The sequence below is a fragment of the Streptomyces sp. NPDC002588 genome (genome assembly GCF_040295925.1).
GTDB lineage: Bacteria > Actinomycetota > Actinomycetes > Streptomycetales > Streptomycetaceae > Streptomyces.
This window is the reverse complement of sequence record NZ_JBEOWF010000025.1, coordinates 98,448-117,514: the sequence shown is the minus strand read 5'-3', so window position 1 is coordinate 117,514 and position 19,067 is coordinate 98,448. Positions and strand designations below refer to the sequence as shown.

The following is a 19,067-nucleotide window of genomic DNA, read 5'->3' as shown; positions in this document are numbered from 1 at the left end:
AACGCCCGGAACGGCACCACTGGTGCCGGAAAGGCGGGAAAACGGGGAGCGGGGCCGGAGGCGTAGCCTGCCCCCGGCCCCTGTCGATGCCGCCCATGTCGCACGCCGGCACGCTTGAGGACCCAGGTCAGTCGTGATGTCGTCGCGTCCTGCCTTTGGACCACCGCGCATCGAGCTGCACGGGCTGGACTTGAACCAGCATTTCGACGTCAGGGGCCCTGGGCCCGGTCGATCCGGCGATCGGCGGCGAATACTGAGTCTGGAGCGAGAGTCTGAGATTCAGTGATCATCATGACAAGCTTCAGCTTCAGTCTGCGCTCCTCGCGCACCCCGGCCGCAAAGGGCCGGGGGGTCTGAAAGGGTTACTCGAAGAGGTAACCGAATACCGCGTCACCGACCTGCTGGTCCACGACGTCGAAGCCGTTCGCCTCTTCCCTCGCGAATTTCACCGCCTGCTGCAACTTCTCCACCCGGGCCAGGATTTCGTTGATCCGGCGGGCGGGAAGGGCTCCGGAGAACTTCACGGTCGTCCAGTATCCGACCGGCACGTCCTCGTAGTACACCTCGACCTGCGCCGGGTGCTTTTCCGTCGCCTCCGCCTTCACATGGTTGCGCGGCACCTTCTTGGTGCGGAGCGTCCGCACCGGCTCGGTCTTCCACGCGTCGGTGGACGGGTCCCGCGCCCACGCCTCGGAGGCGTCGAGGACGGGCAGCTTCCGCACGAACGTGTTGAGGTCGACGAGCTGCTTCTCGAGGAAGAGCAGGTAGGACACGGGCACGCCGGCGACGAGGACCCGCCCGTCCACCTTCACGTCCGCGCGGGCGGTGCAGTTGGCCCAGTCCTTCGTGGCGGTCACGTCGAACAGCCGGGTCAGGGTGGCCGCGGTCTCCCGCAGCACGTCCTCGGCCTGCACCTGCACACGCGTCGACTCGGGCGGCAACTGCTCGCCCTCCTCGTCCTTGGGCTGGTAGGTCCGCGAGATACCGGCCAGCAACGCGGGCTTCTGCAGCCCGTGATGAGCCGCGGCCAGGTCCTGGTGAGCCTTGGACTTGATGCCCTTCTCGACTGCGATGATCTGATTGAGTTTCGCCACGGGAAAGACCGTAGCAACGGCAACTCGCCGCTTTCCAACGATTATTCGAGGGTCGGATTTTCCGCGGCGGCCCGCACGCGTTCCCCGAAGAGCCTCTCGGCCCGTTCGAGTACGGTCACCAGCCCATCGGACGCGGATTCGGATGCCGATGCGGATGCGGATGCGGATCCGGCGCTCCCGAGAAGGGAGACGAGTTCGTCCACGCCCCGCAGTCCCGCCTTTTCCAGCAGCCGTTTCTCGTTCGTCACCCATTCTCCCCGTGCCGCGAATACCGCGTGCCCCGTCTGCGCCGCGGCCACGGCGAGCGCACCGGCGACCTCGGTACGCCGCCCGGCGGGCGCGTGGCCCGCCCTGGCGTAGGCGAGGGTGGCGAGCGCCGTGCCGTACCACCGCTCGCGGGCGGTACGGCGCAGCGGTCGCGGATACACGACGGGCTGCCGCAGCTCACCGCGCAGTACCCGGTTGACGGCCAGTTCGGCGACGACGAGGTAGCTCGGGATGCCCGCGAGATGGAACATGAGGGGCTCCACCCGGAACCGCCCCGCCTCCGCCTCGGCCCACTCGTGCTCGACGACGTCGAGGTCCCGGTAGTGGACATCGACCCGCCGCCCGTCGACGGTGAGCCACGCGCCCCCGTTGAAGACCCCGCCGCCCCAGCCGCCGACCTCCGACACCTCGCCCTCCCAGCCGACGGCACGCAGGTCGTCGGGGTCGAAGCGGCCCCGGTAGTAGACGGCCAGGTCCCAGTCGCTGTCGGGCCGATGCGTGCCCTCGGCCCGGGAACCGCCGAGAGCCACCGCACGGACACCGGGGAGGGCGGCGAGCCGGTCGGCGGTGGTGTCGAGGAAGGTGCGTTCGTCGGTGAAGGACACCCGATGCCCCCAGAGCACGGAGAGACGCAGGAGACGGAAGCGTCTGGAGACTACGTGGCGGCCGGAGCGAGCGGCGACGCATTTCCGCGAAGCCGCGTTCATGGACGCGGCCCGGGCAGGCGGGCGGTGTCTCGCGGGCGATGGTGTGGTGCCGGCCCGTCCGGTCGCCGTCCTGGCAGGATGGCGGGCATGCAACGTGTGCTTGGAATCGGTGGATATTTCCTGCGCGCCGCCGACCCGGCGGCCCTGAGCGCGTGGTACCGCGACTGCCTGGGCCTGGACGCCGATGAGCACGGCCTGTGGCGTCAGGATGCCGGACCGACGGTGTTCGCGACGTTCGAGTCCGGGACCGACTACTTCGGGTCCCGCGCCCAGCGGACCATGCTCAACTTCCGGGTCCGCGACCTGGACGCCATGCTCGCGCAGTTGCGCGCCAAGGGCGCGGACGTGAGCGGAGAAACGCAGGACATGGAGGGTGTCGGTCGATTCGGCTGGGTCACCGATCCCGAGGGCAACCGGATCGAGTTGTGGCAGCCGGCCTGACCGCGTCGTCACCCGGGCGGTTCCGTTCGTCGCTGCCGCCCGGTGCCGGCCGTTCCCCCGCTCCGCCGTCGGCCGGGTGACGGCTCACTCGGGCCGCCACAGCCGTCTCTTCGCCGCCGGCCGCGCGAAACTCCCCGCCCTGCTCGTGGTCAGCCCCAGCGCCACCAGCGCCTCCGCCAGTCTCACCGCCGCTCCCACGCCGTCGACGACCGGAAGGCCCAGTTTGTCGCCCAGTGCCTGTTGCAGGCCCGTCATGCCGGCGCAGCCCAGCACCAGGACCTCGGCGCCGGCGTCCCGGGCGCGTTCGGCGGCGGCGAGGAAGGCCGTCTCCGTGCGGTCGGGGTCGCCGGAGCCGAGGTCCAGGACGCGCAGGCCGGTGCCGACGACGGCGGCGCAGTTGCGGGCGACTCCGGCCAGTTCGAGGCTGTCCTCGATCTGGCCGCAGGACCGCTCCAGGGTGGTGACGACGCCGTAGCGGCGGCCCAGCAGGCAGGCGAGGTGGGCCGCGGCCTCGGTGATGTCGACCACGGGTACGTCCACCAGCTCCCGTACGCCTTCGCGTCCGTGCTCGCCGAAGCCCGCCATGACGACGGCGTCGTAGGGCGGGCCGTCGTAGGTGCGGAGGGTGTCGATGACGGCGGCCGCGGAGAGATAGCTGTCCAGCCAGCTCTCCGCGGACTCCGGGCCCCAGGCGGGGGTCAGTCCGGTCACGGTGGTGCCCGGGCCTGCCGCGGCCCGGGCACCTCGCACGATCTCCTCGGTCATCTCCTGCGTGGTGTTGCAGTTGGTGACGACGATTCGTACGCTCCGCACGCTTCTCAGACCTCCGCGGGCTGCTCGGGGACGGCCGCCCGCTCACCGCGGGTCAGCAGGACGTACAGGCCGGCGGCGAGGGCCGTACCGATGAACCAGGAGTACGGGGCGATGTCGCTGAAGGTCTTCACCAGGGCGAGGACCGCGGCGAGAGCGGCCGAGGGGAGGAACGCCCACAGGGCCTTGGGGTTGACGCCCTTGCGGTAGTAGTAGCGGGACCCGGGGGTGGCGTCGAAGAGTTCGCTCACGTCGACGCGGCCGCGCTTGACCGCGTAGTAGTCGACCATGATCACGCCGAACAGCGGGCCGAGGAAGGCACCGAGGCCGCCGAGGAAGTAGTTGACGACGGTGGGGTTGGAGAAGAGGTTCCAGGGGGTGACGACCAGTGCGGCGACCGTGCTGATCATGCCGCCGACCTTGAAGGTGATCTTCTGCGGCCAGACGTTGGCGAGGTCGTACGCCGGGGAGACGAAGTTGGCGACGATGTTGACGCCCATGGTGGCGACGGCGAAGGTCAGCGCGCCCAGCACCATCACCCAGGTGTTGCCGACCTTGGCCACCAGCTCCGCCGGGTCGGTGATGGCCTCGCCGAACACCTCCAGCGAACCGGCCGTGACGATGACGGACACCACCACGAACGCCGTGGAGTTGATGGGCAGGCCCCAGAAGTTGCCGCGCCGGACGGTCCTGTAGTCGGGTGCGAAGCGGGAGAAGTCGCAGAAGTTGAGCATCAGGGTGCCGTAGGTGGCGAGGATCAGCCCGATCGCGCCGAACCACTGCCGCCACTGCTCGCCGACGGACACCGGGTGCGGGGTGGTGGTGAGCGAGATGGTCCAGCCCGCCTTGGCCAGCACCCAGACGGCCAGCGCGATCATCACCAGCCAGATCGCGGGGCCGCAGAAGTCCTGGAACTTGCGCACCGACTCCATGCCCTGGCTGATGATCACTGCCTGGATCAGCCAGAGGGACACGAAGGAGACCCAGCCGAGGGCGTCGAGGCCCAGGAACGAGTGGTGCGTCCAGGAGGCGAGGCCCGGCCAGGCCGCCAGCAGCATCACGTTGACCGCGACGGAGGCCAGGTAGGTCTGGATGCCGTACCACATGATGGCGATCACGGCTCTGATCAGCGCCGGGATGTTGGCGCCCCAGACGCCGAAGCTGATCCGGCTGACCACCGGGAAGGGCACGCCGTGGCGCTGGCCGATCCTGCCCATCCAGTTCATGCCGACGTAGATGAGCACGAAGCCGACGAGGAGGGAGGTGAAGATCTGCCAGACGTTCATGCCGAGCACGAGCAGGCCGGCCGCGAACGTGTAGTTGCCGAGGTTGTGGACGTCCGACATCCACATGGCGAAGAGGTCGAAGACCTTCCAGTTCCGCTTCCCGGCGGGCGCGAGGTCTTCGTTGGTGAGCCGGGGGTCGGGGACGAACGCTGGTGCGCCGGTGGCTTCGGCGCTGTCGGCGAGGGACACGGGGCCTCCATGAGCGACAGGGGCGGGGACGGAGGAGGACTGCTACTGCCGAGCGTTTGGTATACCAAACTGCGGCCATGGTCTCGCCGTCAAGCCTTCCGACCGATGTCCACCCCGTTACGAGTCCGTAAAAGGCTCCTCGGGTCGGCGAAGATGGGCATCATGAGCACCCCGGCGAAGATCGAACCCCTCGGAGCGGTGCGCGAGCGCGTCCTCGCCACGCTGCGGCAGGACATCATCGCGGGCCGGATGCGCCCCGGCGACCGGCTCGTCGAGCGTGAACTCGCCGAGCGGTTCGGCGTCTCACGGGTGCCGGTGCGGGAGGCGATCCGATCCCTGGTCTCCGAGGGCTTCGTCCTCTTCGAGTCCGCACGCCGCACGGTCGTCCGCCGGCTCACCCCCGACGACGTCAAGGAACTCTTCGAGCTGCGCGAGGCGTTGGAGGTGTACGCGACGGGACTCGCCGCGTCCCGGGCGACCCCGCAGACACTCGCCGAGCTACGAGGGCTGCTCGACCAGGCGGCCACCGCGACCGCCACCGGGGACGCCGAGACGATCACCGACGTCAACACCCGTTTCCACGACGCGATCCTGGCCGTGGCGGGCAACAGCCTGCTGATCGCGGTCATGGAACCGGTCGACGGCCGGCTGCGCTGGCTCACCCGGCAGAACGAGGAGTGGCCCCAGCTGCTGACCGAGCACCGCGAGCTCTACGACGCCATCGCGTCCGGCGACCCCGACCGCGCCCGCGCCCACGCGTTGCGCCACGTTCAGGCCAACTACCGTTCTACGGTGCGGCAGCTCTTCGGGGACCTTTCCGGACAGCAGCCTGAAGTCTGAACAGACCCTCCTGCCCCGGAACAGGCCGCCCGGCCCGGCGCAGGGGGGCCGACGTCAGCGCCGGGCGTACCCGTCTATGGCCGCCACCAGCGCCTCGGTGACGCCCGGTGCCGCCGCGTTGTGCCCGGCCTGGTCCACGACCACCAGCTCGCTGTCCGGCCAGGCGTGGTGGAGCCGCCAGACGATGCCGAGAAGGTTGCCGAAGTCGAGGCTGCCCTGAACGAGGGTGCCCGGGACACCCTTGAGGAGGTGGGCGTCCCGCAGGACGACGCCCACCCCGTCGGCCTCCTCCCCCAGGAAGTGGCCGTTGCCCCAGTAATGCGTGACGGTGCGGGCGAAGCCCATGCGGAACACGGGATCCTCGTACCGCTGCACGGACCGCGGCGGCGCGGGGACGATCGCCGTCTCCCAGTCGGTCCACGCCCGTGCCGCACGCTCCCGCACCCCGGGATCGGGGGACTGGAGCAGCCGGTTGTAGGCGGCCGCGAGATTGCCCTCGCGGGCTTCGCCCTCCGGCAGCCCGGCCAGGAACCGTTCGAAGGCCTCAGGGAAGATCTTCCCGAGCCCCCTGGTCAGCAGCTCCACCTCCGCGTCCGACCCGGTCGCGACCCCGGTCAGCACGAGTTCGCTCACCACCCCGGGATGCGTCTGCGCGTATCGCAGCGCCAGCACCGATCCCCACGACACACCCCACACCAGCCACCGCTCGATCCCGAGCCGCCCGCGCAGCAGCTCCAGGTCGGCGAGGAGGTGAGCGGTCGTGTTGACGCTCATGTCGGTGTCGTACGAGCTCGCCCGCGGGGTGGAACGCCCGCAGCCCCGCTGGTCGAGCAGCACGATCCGGTACACCTCCGGATCGAAGAGCCTCCTGGGCCACGGGCTCACTCCGGAGCCCGGCCCTCCGTGCAGCACCAGTGCGGGCTTGCCCTGCGGGTTGCCGCAGGTCTCCCAGTACACGTGGTTGCCGTTCCCGACGTCGAGCATGCCGCGTTCGTACGGTTCGATCTCCGGATACAAGGACATCGGGCCACCGTACGATCCGGCTCCGGGCCCGTCGCCCGAATTTCGCCCCGTGCCCCGCGGCCGCGGCGCTCACGGCAACCCGGCCGCGCCCGCCGCCGTACGCAGCACCTCCCGCAGCATCTCGGGCGTGAGCCGGCCGGTGAAGGTGTTGCGCTGGCTGACGTGATAGCAGCCGAACAGCTCCAGCCCGTCCAGCGACACCCGGGCCCCGTGCGCGAAGGCGGGCCGCGGCCGGGGCACGGGCCGGCCCGCCGCGGCGAACGCGGGCAGCACGGCCTGCCAGCCGAACGCGCCGAGGGCGACGACCGCGCGCAGCGTCGGCCGCAGCAGCCCCAGCTCCCGTACGAGCCAGGGCCGGCAGGTGTCCCGTTCCCCGGGGGTGGGCTTGTTGTCGGGCGGCGCGCAGTGCACCGGCGCGGTCACCCGTACGCCGTACAGCTCCAGCCCGTCGTCGGCAGAGACGGACGTGGGCTGCGACGCGAGCCCCACGTCGTACAGCGCCCGGTACAGCACGTCCCCGGAACGGTCGCCGGTGAACATGCGGCCGGTGCGGTTGCCGCCGTGCGCGGCCGGGGCGAGCCCGACGATCAGCAGCCGGGCGTCCGGCGGGCCGAAGCCGGGGACCGGGCGCCCCCAGTACGTCCAGTCGGCGAAGGCCGCCCGCCTGGTACGGGCCACCTCCTCCCGCCACTCGACCAGCCGGGGGCAGGCCCGGCAGTCGGCGACCCGCCGGTCCAGCGCGGCCAGACCGGAGCGGTGCGGGGTGTCCATGCCTCCACCGTAGGACGCCGCCCCCCCTCTCCCGGCGGCTCTCTCCCGGTTTCTCCTACGCCTCTGTTTCTCCTACGCCTCCGCGCGTACCGCCCTCACCCAGATGCGGTCCTCCGTCAGGTACCGGTCCACCCGCAGCCCCGCCTCGGCGAGCGCCTCCTCGAACTGTTCCCTGGTCAGGGGCCGGGTCCTGAAGGTCTGGGTCCATGTTCCTTCCGGGAACAGGAACTCCGTGTGCACCGCTTGGACTCCGTCCCCGACGGGCTCCGACGACACCATCCGTATCGTGAGGCCGCCCGCGTCGACGCGCTCCCGCGGCAGATTCGTGTGGTAGTCCTCCCCCTCGCGCTGGATCAGCACGCAGCCTCCCTCGGCCATGTGCCGTGCGCAGGTGCGCAGCATGCCGCGCCGTATCTCCGGGTCCCCGGCGTGCACGAGGAACGAGGCCAGCATCACCACGTCGAAGGTCTCGTCCAGGTCGAGGTCCTCGATCGGGCTGCACAAGGTGCGCGCTCCCCGGACGCGCTCCAGCATCTCGGCGGACTCGTCCACCGCCGTGACCGTGAAGCCGCGCTCCAGGAGGGCGTGGGTCACCCGGCCGACGCCGCTGCCCAACTCGAGGATGTGCGCGCCCTCGGGCACCGCCGCGGAGATGATGTCCGGCTCCTTCCCCACCGCCAGGCGCGAGTAGACCTCGACCGCGCTGCCGTCCGGGGTGATCACACCGGGACCCGTGCCCTCGTATCCCTCTCGCTTCTTCTGCGTCATGACCGTCCAACGCTTCGCCCCCGTCACGGAGTTCCCACTCTCCGCAACCGGCCGGTCACCCGTCCGCGACCGGTGTCGCCGCTCCCTTGGAGAGTGTCAGGACGGAGGAGTACGTTTCAGGAGAGGACCGGTGATCGGATGCGTACGGGCAGTGAGCCGACGACAGCGCGCAGTGCACTGAGGATGCGTCTCTGGCTGAGCGTGTGGGGGCTGCTGTGGGCGGTTTTCGGGACCACCGCCTTCGCTCTCGCGGGGCGTCCCGGCTGGGCGGCCGCCTGCGGGGTGCTGTGGCTGGTGGTCACCGTGGACCTGGCGCTGGTCCTCCGGCACATCCGGCAGGGCCCCCACTACCAGCCGGGCCGGGACATCCCGCCGTACCGGCCGCCGGAGCACCGCCACTCCTGAACCGCCCCTGAAGCTCCCCTCGGCGGCGCGCGTCCCGGGCCGCGCTCAGGTCTCGAAGCGGGCCGCCTTCAGGTACTGCGGGTTCGGGTCGAGCGCCGCCGCCAGCCGGAAGTGGCGCTTGGCCTGGTCGCCGCGTCCCTGCCGCTCGTAGGTGCGGGCGAGCGCGAAGTGCGCGTACGCGTTGTCCGGCTCTCGCTCCAGAACCACGGTGAACTCCAGCTCGGCGGGCCGGAGTTGCGCGGAGGCGAAGAAGGCGCGGGCGCGCAGCAGGCGGGCGGCGGTGTTCTCGGGGTGCGCGGCGATGACTCCGTCGAGCAGCTTCACCGCGCCCCGCGGGTCCCGTGCGGCAAGCAGTTGCTCCGCGGCACGGAAGTCGATGACGTGCGTCTCCGGAGTACGTCCGGTGGAACCGCTGGTATCGGGCACGGAAAATTCCTTCCCTTGCTGGGAGGGTTCAACGCGCGGAGCGAGCACCCCTATTCCTGTGCGGACCCCCCGGCGGGCCGCCGCTCGGTGTGCGTCCTGCGCACCAGGCCGGCCCAGACCTCCCGCACGCGCCGCTCCAGTTCCGGCAGCGGTACGTCGTTGTCGATCAGCACGTCGGCGATCTCCCGGCGCTTCTCCCGGGTCGCCTGGGCGGCCATCCGCGCGCGGGCGTCGTCCTCGGTCATACCGCGCAGCCGGACGAGGCGGTCGAGCTGGGTCTCGGCACTGGCGTCGACGACCACCACGACGTCGTAGAGCGGGGCCAGGCCGTTCTCGGTGAGGAGCGGGACGTCATGGACGACCACGGCGTCCTCGGGGGCGGCGGTCTCCAGTTCGCGGGACCGGGCGCCCACCAGAGGGTGCACGATCGAGTTCAGGACGGCCAGTTTCTCCGGGTCGGCGAAGACGATCGAGCCCAGCTTGGGCCGGTCCAGGCTGCCGTCCGGCGCCAGCACGTCCTTCCCGAACGCGTCGACGACCGCCGCGAGCCCGGGCGTTCCCGGCGCGACGACCTCACGTGCGATGCGGTCCGCGTCGATCAGCACGGCTCCGCACTCCACGAGCAGCCGCGACACCTCGCTCTTGCCGGCGCCGATGCCACCGGTCAGGCCCACCTTCAGCATGACGGGAAGCTTAGGGCCTGCCGGTGACAAAGTACCCGGCAGGCCCCGATGTGATGGGTGTGCTTCAGCCGTCGCCCTCGCGCTCCGCGAGGAAACGCTCGAACTCCATACCGATCTCGTCCGCCGACGGGATGTCCACCGGCTCGGCCAGCATGTTGCCCCGGGTCTCGGCGCCCGCGGCGGCGTCGTACTGGTGCTCCAGTCCCTGGACGAGGGCCGTGAGCTCTTCGTCGCCCTCCTGGATCTGGCGCTCGATCTCCGTCTGCGTACGGTGCGCGTCCGTGCGCAGGCCGTGCGCGATGCCCGGCAGGACCAGTCCGGTCGCCGCGGTGATCGTCTCCAGGACGGTCAGCGCCGCGTCCGGGTACGCGGAGCGGGCGATGTAGTGCGGGACGTGCGCGGCGACGCCCAGCACGTCGTGGCCGGCCTCCATGAGCCGGTACTCGACGAGCGCCTCGGCGCTGCCGGGGACCTGGGCCTCGTCGAACGGGCTGCGGTGGCCCGGGACCAGGTCCGTGCGGTTGCCGTGCGGGGTGAGGCCCACCGGGCGGGTGTGCGGGACGCCCATCGGGATGCCGTGGAAGTTCACCGTCAGGCGTACGCCCAGCCGTTCCACGATCTGCTTCACGGCCACGGCGAAGCGCTCCCACTCGACGTCCGGCTCGGGGCCGGACAGCAGCAGGAAGGGGGCTCCGGTGGTGTCCTGGACGAGCCGCACCTCGATGGCCGGCTCCTCGTACTCCGTCCATTGGTCGCGCTTGAAGGTCAGCAGCGGCCTGCGCGCGCGGTAGTCCACCAGCCGGTCGTGGTCGAAGCGGGCGACGACCTGGTGGGGCAGCGAGTCGAGGAGCCGGTCGACGATCTGGTCGCCGGTCTCGCCCGCGTCGATGTATCCGTCGAAGTGGTAGAGCATGACAAGTCCGGCCGATTCCTGGGACAGCGCCATGTCGACGACGCCCAGCCCCTTCGGCTCCCATGCGTACAAACCCTGCGGATCAAGCACCTGGACCGCTCCTCCTCGTGTTCATACACATCAACGCCCGGAGGGACGTGGGCATTCCCGGCCCACGCCCCTGATCGGGTGAGCCTCAGCGACTTCTCACGACCGGCGGGATCACGAGGCGAGCACGCGCGCGTGCAGCGCGGTCACGGCCCTGCGGGCCGAGGTGAAGGCCCCGTGCTGCCAGGCGTCGGTGTAGCTGAGCCAGTCTCCGGCGAAGTGGACACGTCCGGTGGGTTCGTTCAGCGGCCGGTAACGGGGGTCGTCGGGGCCACCCGGGGTGCTGTGCCAGGCCGCCTCCAGGTGCGGTGTCTGGCGCCAGTGGTGGGAGAAGGAGGAGACGAGTTCGGTGCGGTACTTGGCGCCGTAGATCTTCACTCCGGCCGCCACCGCGCGTGCCTCGCGTCCCGCGGGTGTCAGCGCGGCGTACGCGTCGGCGTCGGCGCCGTAGTTGTAGTAACCGATGAGGACACCGCGCTCGCCGTGGAAGCCGTACGACGGGTGCCAGATGTGCGTGACGTCCATGTCGGTCTCGGTGATGCCGCCGTAGATCCGGTGGTCGAGCTCCCACCAGCGGGACCGGTACTCCAGTCCGATCTTGGCGGCGGACGACGGGGTGATCGCCTCGAGGGCACTCTGCACGCCGGAACCCAGGTTGTGCGGCACCTTGGCGAGGATGTTGGGCGGCAGCGCGGCGACGCAGTAGTCGGCCTCGACGACCCTCGTACGGCCGCCCTGCTTGTACGTGACGCTGACGCCGTCACCCGTGTCGGCGATCTTCGAGACGACGGCGCCCGTACGGATCCTGCGCGCGCCGCCGATCGCCCGTGTGAGCGCCGCAGGGATGCGGTCCATGCCGCCGACCGGCTGGAACATCAGCATGGCCTGGTCGAAGCCGAACTCGAAGGAGAAGTAGCGCCCGACGCCGCTGGCGAACACCTGCGAGGCGGCCGGCAGGTCCCCGAGGAGCACGCCCGGGGTGCCGGCCGCGGCGGGGACGGTCGTGTACCCGCGGCGCTCGCCGCCCTCGTACGTCAGGGTGTCGCCGAGCTCGCCCCAGTCCTTGAGGAACTCCACGAGCCGTTCCCGGTCGTCGGCCGTCAGCTCGCCGTCGAGGGCGCCGGTGTCGGTGGCCTTGGCGAGCAGCTCCGCGACATAGCCGTAGACGTCGGCCTTCGCGGTGCGGTAGCGCTCCGGCCGCTTCATGCCGGCGGCCTCGTTGTACAGGTAGGCGTCGGCGTTGACGTTGGTGAACACCTCGATGGGGACGCCGAGTTCCCGGCAGTAGTCGAGGGTGACCATCCACTGGGGGATGCGGGCGGGCCCGGCGTTCATGTAGTGCCCGTCGGCGAAACGCGCGGTCTGCCGGTTGCCGTACAGATCGGTGGTGGTGTCACCGCCGCGTACGGTGAAGTTGCGGCCGCCGGTGCGGTCCCTGGCCTCCAGGACCGTACAGTCGTAGCCCGCCTTGCCGAGTTCGTAGGCGGCGGTCAGGCCGGCGATGCCGCCGCCGACGATGACGACCCTGGCGGCGGCGCGGCCGGTGAGGTGGAAGTCGCCGGGGCTCGGCGCCCTGAAGGGCGTCTCCCGCGGGGCGGCCTGGGCGGTGGGGGCGAGACCGAGGGCTCCCATGGTGGCGAACATGGTTCCGGCGCCGCCGGTGAGTCCGACGTTCCGCAGAAAGGTCCGCCGGCTCGTTCCCGACCCTGGTTGAGGCTGTGCCATGGCTGGGCTCCCTTTCCGATCTTGGACGAAGACCGGGGAAGCGTCCCAACTACGCGTTACAGGGCGGCGGTTACTCGTGTATCCCGCATATTTCCACTCCAGCACTTGTCCAGCGGGTTGGACGGGCCCACGGCTGAGGGGCCGCACCCCGGAAGGTACGGCCCCTCAGTCAGGAGCTACTGCTCAGTGAGCGTTCAGCTCTGGCCGCCGGCGAGCTTCTCGCGGAGCGCGGCCAGCGCCTCGTCCGAGGCGAGGGCACCGGAGGTGTCCGCACCCTCGGAGGAGTACGAGCCGCCACCGGACGCGGCCGGAGCCGCGGCCTCGCCGCCCTCGGCCGCGGCAGCGGCGTCGGCCTCGCGGGACTTGATGACCTGCTGCTGGTGCTGCTCGAAGCGGGTCTGCGCCTCGGCGTACTGGTGCTCCCACGCCTCGCGCTGGGTCTCGTAGCCCTCGAGCCAGTCGTTGGTCTCGGGGTCGAAGCCCTCGGGGTAGATGTAGTTGCCCTGGTCGTCGTAGGACGCGGCCATGCCGTACAGGGTCGGGTCGAACTCGACCGTGGCCGGGTCGGCACCGAAGGCCTCGTTGGCCTGCTTCAGCGAGAGGCTGATGCGACGACGCTCGAGGTCGATGTCGATGACCTTGACGAAGATCTCGTCGTTGACCTGGACGACCTGCTCCGGGATCTCCACGTGGCGCTCGGCCAGCTCGGAGATGTGGACCAGACCCTCGATGCCCTCGTCCACGCGGACGAACGCACCGAACGGAACCAGCTTCGTGACCTTGCCGGGCACGACCTGGCCGATCTGGTGGGTGCGGGCGAACTGCTGCCACGGGTCTTCCTGGGTCGCCTTCAGCGACAGGGAGACGCGCTCGCGGTCCATGTCGACGTCGAGGACCTCGACCGTGACCTCCTGGCCGACCTCGACGACCTCGGAGGGGTGGTCGATGTGCTTCCAGGACAGCTCGGAGACGTGGACCAGACCGTCGACGCCACCCAGGTCCACGAAGGCACCGAAGTTGACGATCGAGGAGACCACACCGGACCGGACCTGACCCTTCTGGAGGGTCGTGAGGAACGTCTGGCGGACCTCGGACTGGGTCTGCTCCAGCCAGGCACGGCGGGACAGGACCACGTTGTTGCGGTTCTTGTCCAGCTCGATGATCTTGGCCTCGAGCTCCTTGCCCACGTAGGGCTGGAGGTCGCGAACGCGGCGCATCTCGACCAGGGAGGCCGGGAGGAAGCCACGGAGGCCGATGTCGAGGATGAGACCACCCTTGACGACCTCGATGACGGTACCGGTGACGATCCCGTCCTCTTCCTTGATCTTCTCGATGGTGCCCCAGGCACGCTCGTACTGGGCGCGCTTCTTCGAGAGGATCAGGCGGCCTTCCTTGTCCTCCTTCTGGAGAACAAGGGCCTCGATCTCGTCACCGACGGCGACGACCTCGTTGGGGTCGACGTCGTGCTTGATCGAGAGCTCGCGGCTCGGGATAACGCCTTCGGTCTTGTAACCGATGTCGAGCAGGACCTCGTCCCGGTCGACCTTCACGATGACGCCGTCGACGATGTCGCCGTCGTTGAAGTACTTGATCGTCTCGTCGATCGCGGCGAGGAAGGCTTCCTCGTTACCGATGTCGTTGACCGCAACCTGCGGGGTGGTGGCGGTGGTCTCGGTGCTGCTCGTCATGTGGGAAAGGGCTCCGGTACGGACATTGAAGTCGTAGGTACTGCTACGCCGGGAGCCCGTGTCGCTCTGAAGAAGCCGGACAGCCAAGGAAGCGCCCCACCGGCGAACCGGCGACGGCGCCTCGACAACCGAGGGGACATACGACAGATGCGGCGCAGCCTGCTACGTCTGAGGTGCGCAGGCTCGCAGCGCAACTTGTAGCATACGGGGGCAGCAGGACAGGGTCAATGCGCGAAGGCGCACACCCGGGGCGGATCGCCGCATACCCGGCACAAAACCTTTCTCCTGAGGCCACGCGGGCCTCAGGAGACCCTCCCGGTGACGCGTCACCGACGCTGTCGGGCGGGTCGCACGGAAGAGCCGCAGACTAATACGAGGGAGCCGATCATCCAAGAGCCCGCATCGTCCGCGCCGGTCCCCGAGCCCGCCTTCGAGCCCGAGGCCACCCGGCGCGACGCTGACGCCACGGAGAGCACCCGGGCCAACCGGGGCTGGTGGGACCGCAACGCGGACGACTACCAGATCGAGCACGGCACGTTCCTGGGCGACGACCGCTTCGTGTGGGGTCCCGAGGGTCTGGACGAGGTGGAGGCCGAGCTCCTCGGCCCGCCGGAGGACCTCAAGGGCAAGGACGTCCTGGAGATCGGCGCCGGCGCGGCCCAGTGCGCCCGCTGGCTGGCCGCCCAGGGTGCGCGTCCGGTCGCCCTGGACCTCTCCCACCGCCAGCTCCAGCACGCGCTGCGGATCGGCGGGACGTTCCCGCTGGTGTGCGCCGACGCGGGCGCGCTGCCCTTCGCGGACGGCTCCTTCGACCTGGCCTGCTCGGCGTACGGGGCGCTGCCCTTCGTCGCCGACCCGGTGCTGGTGCTGAAGGAGGTCCACCGGGTGCTGCGCCCCGGCGGCCGGTTCGTCTTCTCCGTCACGCATCCGATCCGCTGGGCGTTCCCGGACGAGCCGGGTCCCGAGGGGCTGTCGGTGTCCGCGTCCTATTTCGACCGCGTTCCGTACGTCGAGGTGGACGACGAGGGCCGCGCGGTCTACGTCGAGCACCACCGCACGCTGGGCGACCGGGTCCGGGACGTCGTGGCCTCCGGTTTCCGCCTGGTGGACCTGGTCGAGCCGGAGTGGCCGGCCTGGAACACCGCCGAGTGGGGCGGCTGGTCCCCGCTGCGCGGAAACCTGATCCCGGGCACGGCGATCTTCGTCTGCGAACGAGACTAGGGATGTGATCCGTTACGACGCCCTGGACGCGCTGCCCGTTCGGGCCGCCCTGCCCGCCCTGAACGACGCTCTGGACGGGCCCGGCACCGCCGTCCTGGCCGCGCCGCCCGGCACCGGCAAGACCACGCTGGTGCCGCTGGCGCTCGCGGGACTGCTGGGCGAGGGTCCGCGGCGGCGGGTGGTGGTGGCCGAACCGCGGCGGATCGCGGCACGGGCCGCGGCCCGGCGGATGGCGTGGCTGCTGGGCGAGAAGCCCGGCGGGAGTGTCGGGTTCACCGTACGCGGGGAGCGGGTCGTGGGGCGGCACACGCGCGTGGAGGTCGTCACGACCGGTGTGCTGCTGCAACGTCTCCAGCGCGACCAGGAGTTGCCGGGCGTCGACGTGGTGATGCTCGACGAGTGCCACGAGCGGCATCTGGACGCGGACACGTCGGCCGCCTTCCTGTGGGACGTCCGGGAGACCCTGCGGCCCGATCTGCGGCTGGTGGCCGCGTCCGCGACGACCGACACCGAGGGGTGGGCGCGGCTGCTGGGCGGGGCGCCGGTGGTGGAGGCCCACGGGGCCTCGTACGACGTGGAGGTGGTCTGGGCGCCGCCGTCCCGTCCGGTACGGCCGCCGCACGGGACGTGGGTGGATCCTGCGCTGCTCTCGCATGTGGCGTCGGTGGTGCGGCGGGCGCTGGCCGAGCGGGCGGGGGACGTCCTGTGCTTCCTGCCGGGCGTGGGGGAGATCGCGCGGGTCGCGCGGCAGCTCGGGGAGCCGGCCGGCGTGGACGTGCTCCAGGTGCACGGGCGGGCGCCGGCCGCCGTGCAGGACGCGGTGCTGGCACCCGGGGAGCGTCGTCGGGTGGTGCTGGCGACCTCCGTCGCGGAGTCCTCTCTCACGGTGCCCGGGGTGCGGGTGGTGGTCGACTCGGGACTGGCACGGGAGCCGCGGGTGGACCACGCGCGCGGGCTGAGCGCGCTGGCGACCGTGCGGGCCTCGCAGGCGGCGGCGCGGCAGCGGGCGGGGCGCGCCGGGCGTGAGTCGCCGGGGGCGGTGTACCGGTGCTGGGCGGAGGCGGAGGACGCCCGTCTGCCGCGGTTCCCGGCGCCGGAGATCAAGGTGGCCGACCTGACCGCGTTCGCCCTTCAGGCGGCCTGCTGGGGTGATCCGGAGGCGTCCTCGCTGGCGTTGCCGGATCCGCCGCCGGGCGGGGCGATGGCGGCGGCGCGGCGGCTGCTGACGGCTGTGGGGGCTGTCGGTCATGACGGTCGGGCCACTGCACGCGGTGTCCGGCTGGCCCGGCTGGGGTTGCACCCCCGGCTGGGGCGGGCCTTGCTGGACGGCGTCTCGCTGGTGGGAGTGGAGCGGGCGGTGGAGGTCGTCGCCCTGTTGAGCGAGGAGGCCCCGCGGGAGTACGGCGACGATCTGGCCGCCGCTCTGCGTCGTGCGCGGCGTGGCGGTGACGCCTACGCGTCGCGGTGGCGTTCCGAGGTGCGGCGTCTGCGGGCCGTCGTCACCGCCGAGGACGAGACCGGGGCAGGACAGGGCACTGGTGACGAGCGCGCGGCCGGCCTCGTCGCCGCCCTGGCCTTTCCCGAGCGGGTCGCCAGGGCGGACGGCGGGTCGTGTCTCATGGCCTCCGGCACCCGTGCCGAACTCCGCGAGGGCTCCCCCCTGCGCTCCGCACCCTGGCTCGCCGTCGCCGTCGCCGACCGGCCCGTCGGCAGCGGGCACGCGCGTGTGCAGCTCGCGGCCGTGGCCGACGAGGAGATCGCACGGCTCGCGGGTGCCGCGCTGCTCGACGAGCGGGACGAGGTGCGCTGGGCCGACGGGGACGTCGTCGCCCGGCGAGTGGAGCGGCTCGGGGCCGTGGAGCTGGCGGTGCGTCCGCTGCGGGACGCCGACCCCGTGCTCGTACGCGAGGCGCTCCTTGACGGGCTGCGGGAAGAGGGGTTGCGGCTGCTGCGGTGGTCGCCGGGCGCGGGCGTACTGCGGCAGCGGCTCGCGTTCCTGCGGCTGCACGTGGGCGAGCCGTGGCCCGACGTGTCCGACGCCTCCCTCCACGCGCGCGTGGAGGACTGGCTGGAGCCCGAGCTGAGCCGGGCCCGGCGGCGGAGCGATCTCGCGCGGATCGACGCCGGGGCCGCGCTCGGGCGGTTGCTGCCGTGGGCCTCCGGGGAGGCGGCGCGGCTGGACGAGCTGGCGCCGGAGCGGATCGCCGTACCGAGTGGGTCCGGAATCCGGATCGACTACTCGGATCCCGAGCGGCCCGTCCTCGCCGTCAAGTTGCAGGAGATGTTCGGACTGCAGGAGTCGCCGCGGGTGGCGGGGGTGGCGTTGCTCGTCCATCTCCTCTCCCCCGCGGGCCGGCCGGCCGCCGTCACCGCCGATCTCGCCTCCTTCTGGAAGGACGGCTACAAGGGGGTGCGGGCGGAGTTGCGGGGGCGGTATCCGAAGCATCCCTGGCCGGAGGATCCCGCCTCCGCCGAGCCGACGCGGCACACCAACGCGCGGCTCAGGCGGTGACGGGTTCCGGCTCGGCGGCGGGGGCCGGTGCCGGCCCGGCCGGGCGCCGGCCGCGGGCCTCGAGCCAGAGGGAGACGGCCAGCAGCAGGACGCCCAGGGTGAGGAAGCCCCGGGGCAGGTAGGAGGTCAGCAGCAGGACGAGGGTGCGGTTGTGCTTGACCAGGGCGACCGTGTGCTCGACGTAGTCCTCGCGCATCTTGACGTCCCCCGCGAAGGCGGTGACCTTGGCGCGGCCGCCGAGGAGGGAGCCGCCGCGGAGCTCCTCCTTGTGGATCTCCTCGCCGTAGACGGGGGCGCCGGTCAGCGGTTCGACCCAGAACCTGCGGACCGTGGTGTACCAGCGGGTGGTGCCGGTCTTGGCGACGGTCTCGGGGGTGATGCCTGCGACGGGCATGGTCTTGGGCATGGAGACCTTGGTCCAGGGGATGGTCTGCTCGAAGTAGTAGACCTTCACTCCCCGGAAGTCCTGGGTGCCCTTGTAGTGGATGGGGTTGGTGGTGCGGGTCTGGGCGTCGAAGTACTGGTAGTCCCGTTTCTCCGTCATGAAGGGCCACTTGAACTCGATGCCCTCGCGGCGGACCGGGTCGCCGTCGACCGCCTCGCCGGTGGCGTGGACGGGTTCCTGGCTGTGGGCGTCGAAGATGTAACGCTCGGGGACCCTGGAGACCATCTTGCCGTCGGGGCCCTGGATGTAGGAGAGGCCGTCCCAGACGACGACGTCCCGCCCCGCCGTCTTCTCGATCTTCTCGGAGGCCTCCACATTGCCCTTGAGGGTCTGCACGATGGTCACCTTGGGGACCTTGTGGGCGGTCATGCCGGCGTTGTAGTCGAGGAGGGTGGCGTTCTTCGCCTCCAGGACCATCGTCTGGTACTCGTTCGCCGGGATCTTGGCCAGCCGCGGGAAGGCGTACCAGCGCAGCAGCGGGGACAGCGCCGCGAAGAACACGGCGAGGGCGAGCAGGACCAGGCTTGCCTTGCGGCGCATCTCGGCCTCCCTCCGGGGCGGTTACGGGTGTGCGGGCACCGTCGTCAGCAGCGGCTTCGGAGAGGTCTTCCCGGCCGGTGTGCCGATCGCGCCGACCGTGAGGACGAGGGCGAGCGCGACGGCGAGACCGGTCGCGGCGGCGATCAGGGCACGCATACGGGGCCTCCCGGAGCTGACACTGCGTCAGGTGCGGCACCGTAGCAACGGGCGGGCGAGATGAGAACAC

At 71.1% G+C, this 19,067-nt stretch carries 19 protein-coding genes; 5 read left to right on the top strand and 14 right to left on the bottom strand.

Annotated elements, in window-relative coordinates:
- Nucleotides 1-362: 362 nt before the first annotated feature.
- Together ABT057_RS27495 and ABT057_RS27490 are read right to left on the bottom strand one after the other, a co-directional pair.
- On the bottom strand, nucleotides 363-1,094 hold the full coding sequence (locus tag ABT057_RS27495) for a DUF7873 family protein (RefSeq protein ID WP_352346278.1): 732 nt from the start codon (nucleotides 1,092-1,094) through the stop codon (nucleotides 363-365).
- Between the two features lie 41 nt (nucleotides 1,095-1,135).
- Nucleotides 1,136-1,966 (bottom strand): nucleotidyltransferase domain-containing protein, encoded by an 831-nt coding sequence (locus tag ABT057_RS27490; protein WP_352346277.1) that lies wholly within the window; start codon nucleotides 1,964-1,966, stop codon nucleotides 1,136-1,138.
- Between the two features lie 189 nt (nucleotides 1,967-2,155).
- Between ABT057_RS27490 and ABT057_RS27485 the strand changes: the two genes are divergently transcribed.
- Nucleotides 2,156-2,509 (top strand): VOC family protein, encoded by a 354-nt coding sequence (locus ABT057_RS27485; RefSeq protein ID WP_352346276.1) that lies wholly within the window; start codon nucleotides 2,156-2,158, stop codon nucleotides 2,507-2,509.
- Nucleotides 2,510-2,593: 84 nt separating this feature from the next.
- Here ABT057_RS27485 and ABT057_RS27480 read toward each other — a convergent pair whose 3' ends face one another.
- Nucleotides 2,594-3,322: an aspartate/glutamate racemase family protein gene (locus ABT057_RS27480; protein WP_352346275.1), complete on the bottom strand. Its 729-nt coding sequence runs from the start codon at nucleotides 3,320-3,322 to the stop codon at nucleotides 2,594-2,596.
- Nucleotides 3,323-3,327: 5 nt separating this feature from the next.
- The gene (locus ABT057_RS27475) at nucleotides 3,328-4,794 is read right to left on the bottom strand and encodes an NCS1 family nucleobase:cation symporter-1 (RefSeq protein WP_352346274.1); all 1,467 of its coding nucleotides are present in this window, start codon (nucleotides 4,792-4,794) and stop codon (nucleotides 3,328-3,330) included.
- Between the two features lie 162 nt (nucleotides 4,795-4,956).
- Here ABT057_RS27475 and ABT057_RS27470 point away from each other — a divergent pair, with 162 nt between their 5' ends.
- A complete protein-coding gene (locus ABT057_RS27470; protein ID WP_502973968.1) occupies nucleotides 4,957-5,634 on the top strand; it encodes a GntR family transcriptional regulator in 678 nt (225 codons plus the stop codon).
- Nucleotides 5,635-5,688: 54 nt separating this feature from the next.
- On the opposite strand, the gene pip is transcribed toward ABT057_RS27470, so the two are convergent.
- The 3 genes from pip to ABT057_RS27455 all read right to left on the bottom strand — a co-directional run bounded on the left by pip (nucleotide 5,689) and on the right by ABT057_RS27455 (nucleotide 8,196).
- Nucleotides 5,689-6,657 carry a prolyl aminopeptidase gene (pip, locus tag ABT057_RS27465; protein WP_352346273.1) on the bottom strand — a complete coding sequence of 323 codons (969 nt, stop codon included), beginning with the start codon at nucleotides 6,655-6,657 and terminating at the stop codon, nucleotides 5,689-5,691.
- Between the two features lie 69 nt (nucleotides 6,658-6,726).
- The gene (locus ABT057_RS27460) at nucleotides 6,727-7,428 is read right to left on the bottom strand and encodes a uracil-DNA glycosylase (RefSeq protein WP_352346272.1); all 702 of its coding nucleotides are present in this window, start codon (nucleotides 7,426-7,428) and stop codon (nucleotides 6,727-6,729) included.
- Between the two features lie 72 nt (nucleotides 7,429-7,500).
- Nucleotides 7,501-8,196, bottom strand: coding sequence for a class I SAM-dependent methyltransferase (locus tag ABT057_RS27455; protein WP_352346271.1), 696 nt, complete (start codon nucleotides 8,194-8,196; stop codon nucleotides 7,501-7,503).
- Between the two features lie 138 nt (nucleotides 8,197-8,334).
- Between ABT057_RS27455 and ABT057_RS27450 the strand changes: the two genes are divergently transcribed.
- Nucleotides 8,335-8,601 (top strand): DUF6343 family protein, encoded by a 267-nt coding sequence (locus ABT057_RS27450; protein ID WP_352346270.1) that lies wholly within the window; start codon nucleotides 8,335-8,337, stop codon nucleotides 8,599-8,601.
- Nucleotides 8,602-8,646: 45 nt separating this feature from the next.
- On the opposite strand, the gene ABT057_RS27445 is transcribed toward ABT057_RS27450, so the two are convergent.
- The 5 genes from ABT057_RS27445 to rpsA all read right to left on the bottom strand — a co-directional run bounded on the left by ABT057_RS27445 (nucleotide 8,647) and on the right by rpsA (nucleotide 14,123).
- Nucleotides 8,647-9,027, bottom strand: a complete 381-nt coding sequence (locus ABT057_RS27445) for a tetratricopeptide repeat protein (RefSeq protein WP_352346269.1) — start codon at nucleotides 9,025-9,027, stop codon at nucleotides 8,647-8,649.
- A gap of 50 nt (nucleotides 9,028-9,077) precedes the next feature.
- Entirely contained in the window at nucleotides 9,078-9,710 is a 633-nt protein-coding gene (coaE, locus tag ABT057_RS27440) for a dephospho-CoA kinase (RefSeq protein ID WP_352346268.1), read from the bottom strand.
- Between the two features lie 64 nt (nucleotides 9,711-9,774).
- On the bottom strand, nucleotides 9,775-10,713 hold the full coding sequence (locus ABT057_RS27435) for a PAC2 family protein (RefSeq protein ID WP_352346267.1): 939 nt from the start codon (nucleotides 10,711-10,713) through the stop codon (nucleotides 9,775-9,777).
- A 111-nt stretch (nucleotides 10,714-10,824) separates the two neighbouring features.
- A complete protein-coding gene (locus ABT057_RS27430; protein WP_352346266.1) occupies nucleotides 10,825-12,435 on the bottom strand; it encodes an NAD(P)/FAD-dependent oxidoreductase in 1,611 nt (536 codons plus the stop codon).
- 194 nt (nucleotides 12,436-12,629) lie between these two features.
- A complete protein-coding gene (gene rpsA / locus ABT057_RS27425) occupies nucleotides 12,630-14,123 on the bottom strand; it encodes a 30S ribosomal protein S1 (RefSeq protein ID WP_030791486.1) in 1,494 nt (497 codons plus the stop codon).
- 318 nt (nucleotides 14,124-14,441) lie between these two features.
- Here rpsA and ABT057_RS27420 point away from each other — a divergent pair, with 318 nt between their 5' ends.
- Together ABT057_RS27420 and hrpB are read left to right on the top strand one after the other, a co-directional pair.
- Complete coding sequence (locus tag ABT057_RS27420) at nucleotides 14,442-15,344, top strand: class I SAM-dependent methyltransferase (protein WP_352346265.1); 903 nt, start codon at nucleotides 14,442-14,444, stop codon at nucleotides 15,342-15,344.
- Nucleotides 15,345-15,348: 4 nt separating this feature from the next.
- The gene (hrpB, locus tag ABT057_RS27415) at nucleotides 15,349-17,856 is read left to right on the top strand and encodes an ATP-dependent helicase HrpB (protein WP_352346264.1); all 2,508 of its coding nucleotides are present in this window, start codon (nucleotides 15,349-15,351) and stop codon (nucleotides 17,854-17,856) included.
- Here the strand turns inward: hrpB and pgfA are convergent.
- On the bottom strand, nucleotides 17,846-18,841 hold the full coding sequence (pgfA, locus tag ABT057_RS27410; protein WP_352346263.1) for a cell envelope lipid trafficking protein PgfA: 996 nt from the start codon (nucleotides 18,839-18,841) through the stop codon (nucleotides 17,846-17,848). The genes hrpB and pgfA overlap by 11 nt on opposite strands.
- Nucleotides 18,842-18,862: 21 nt before the next feature.
- The gene (locus ABT057_RS27405; RefSeq protein WP_352346262.1) at nucleotides 18,863-18,997 is read right to left on the bottom strand and encodes an SPW_0924 family protein; all 135 of its coding nucleotides are present in this window, start codon (nucleotides 18,995-18,997) and stop codon (nucleotides 18,863-18,865) included.
- Nucleotides 18,998-19,067 lie beyond the last annotated feature (70 nt).

Excerpts from the sequence above, each read along its gene's own strand:
- ABT057_RS27485 (WP_352346276.1), top strand. The coding sequence starts at position 2,156 with ATGCAACGTGTGCTTGGAATCGGTGGATATTTCCTGCGCGCCGCCGAC.
- ABT057_RS27470 (WP_502973968.1), top strand. The coding sequence starts at position 4,957 with ATGAGCACCCCGGCGAAGATCGAACCCCTCGGAGCGGTGCGCGAGCGC.
- pip (WP_352346273.1), bottom strand. The coding sequence starts at position 6,657 with ATGTCCTTGTATCCGGAGATCGAACCGTACGAACGCGGCATGCTCGAC.
- ABT057_RS27460 (WP_352346272.1), bottom strand. The coding sequence starts at position 7,428 with ATGGACACCCCGCACCGCTCCGGTCTGGCCGCGCTGGACCGGCGGGTC.
- ABT057_RS27455 (WP_352346271.1), bottom strand. The coding sequence starts at position 8,196 with ATGACGCAGAAGAAGCGAGAGGGATACGAGGGCACGGGTCCCGGTGTG.
- ABT057_RS27450 (WP_352346270.1), top strand. The coding sequence starts at position 8,335 with ATGCGTACGGGCAGTGAGCCGACGACAGCGCGCAGTGCACTGAGGATG.
- coaE (WP_352346268.1), bottom strand. The coding sequence starts at position 9,710 with ATGCTGAAGGTGGGCCTGACCGGTGGCATCGGCGCCGGCAAGAGCGAG.
- ABT057_RS27430 (WP_352346266.1), bottom strand. The coding sequence starts at position 12,435 with ATGGCACAGCCTCAACCAGGGTCGGGAACGAGCCGGCGGACCTTTCTG.
- rpsA (WP_030791486.1), bottom strand. The coding sequence starts at position 14,123 with ATGACGAGCAGCACCGAGACCACCGCCACCACCCCGCAGGTTGCGGTC.
- pgfA (WP_352346263.1), bottom strand. The coding sequence starts at position 18,841 with ATGCGCCGCAAGGCAAGCCTGGTCCTGCTCGCCCTCGCCGTGTTCTTC.
- ABT057_RS27405 (WP_352346262.1), bottom strand. The coding sequence starts at position 18,997 with ATGCGTGCCCTGATCGCCGCCGCGACCGGTCTCGCCGTCGCGCTCGCC.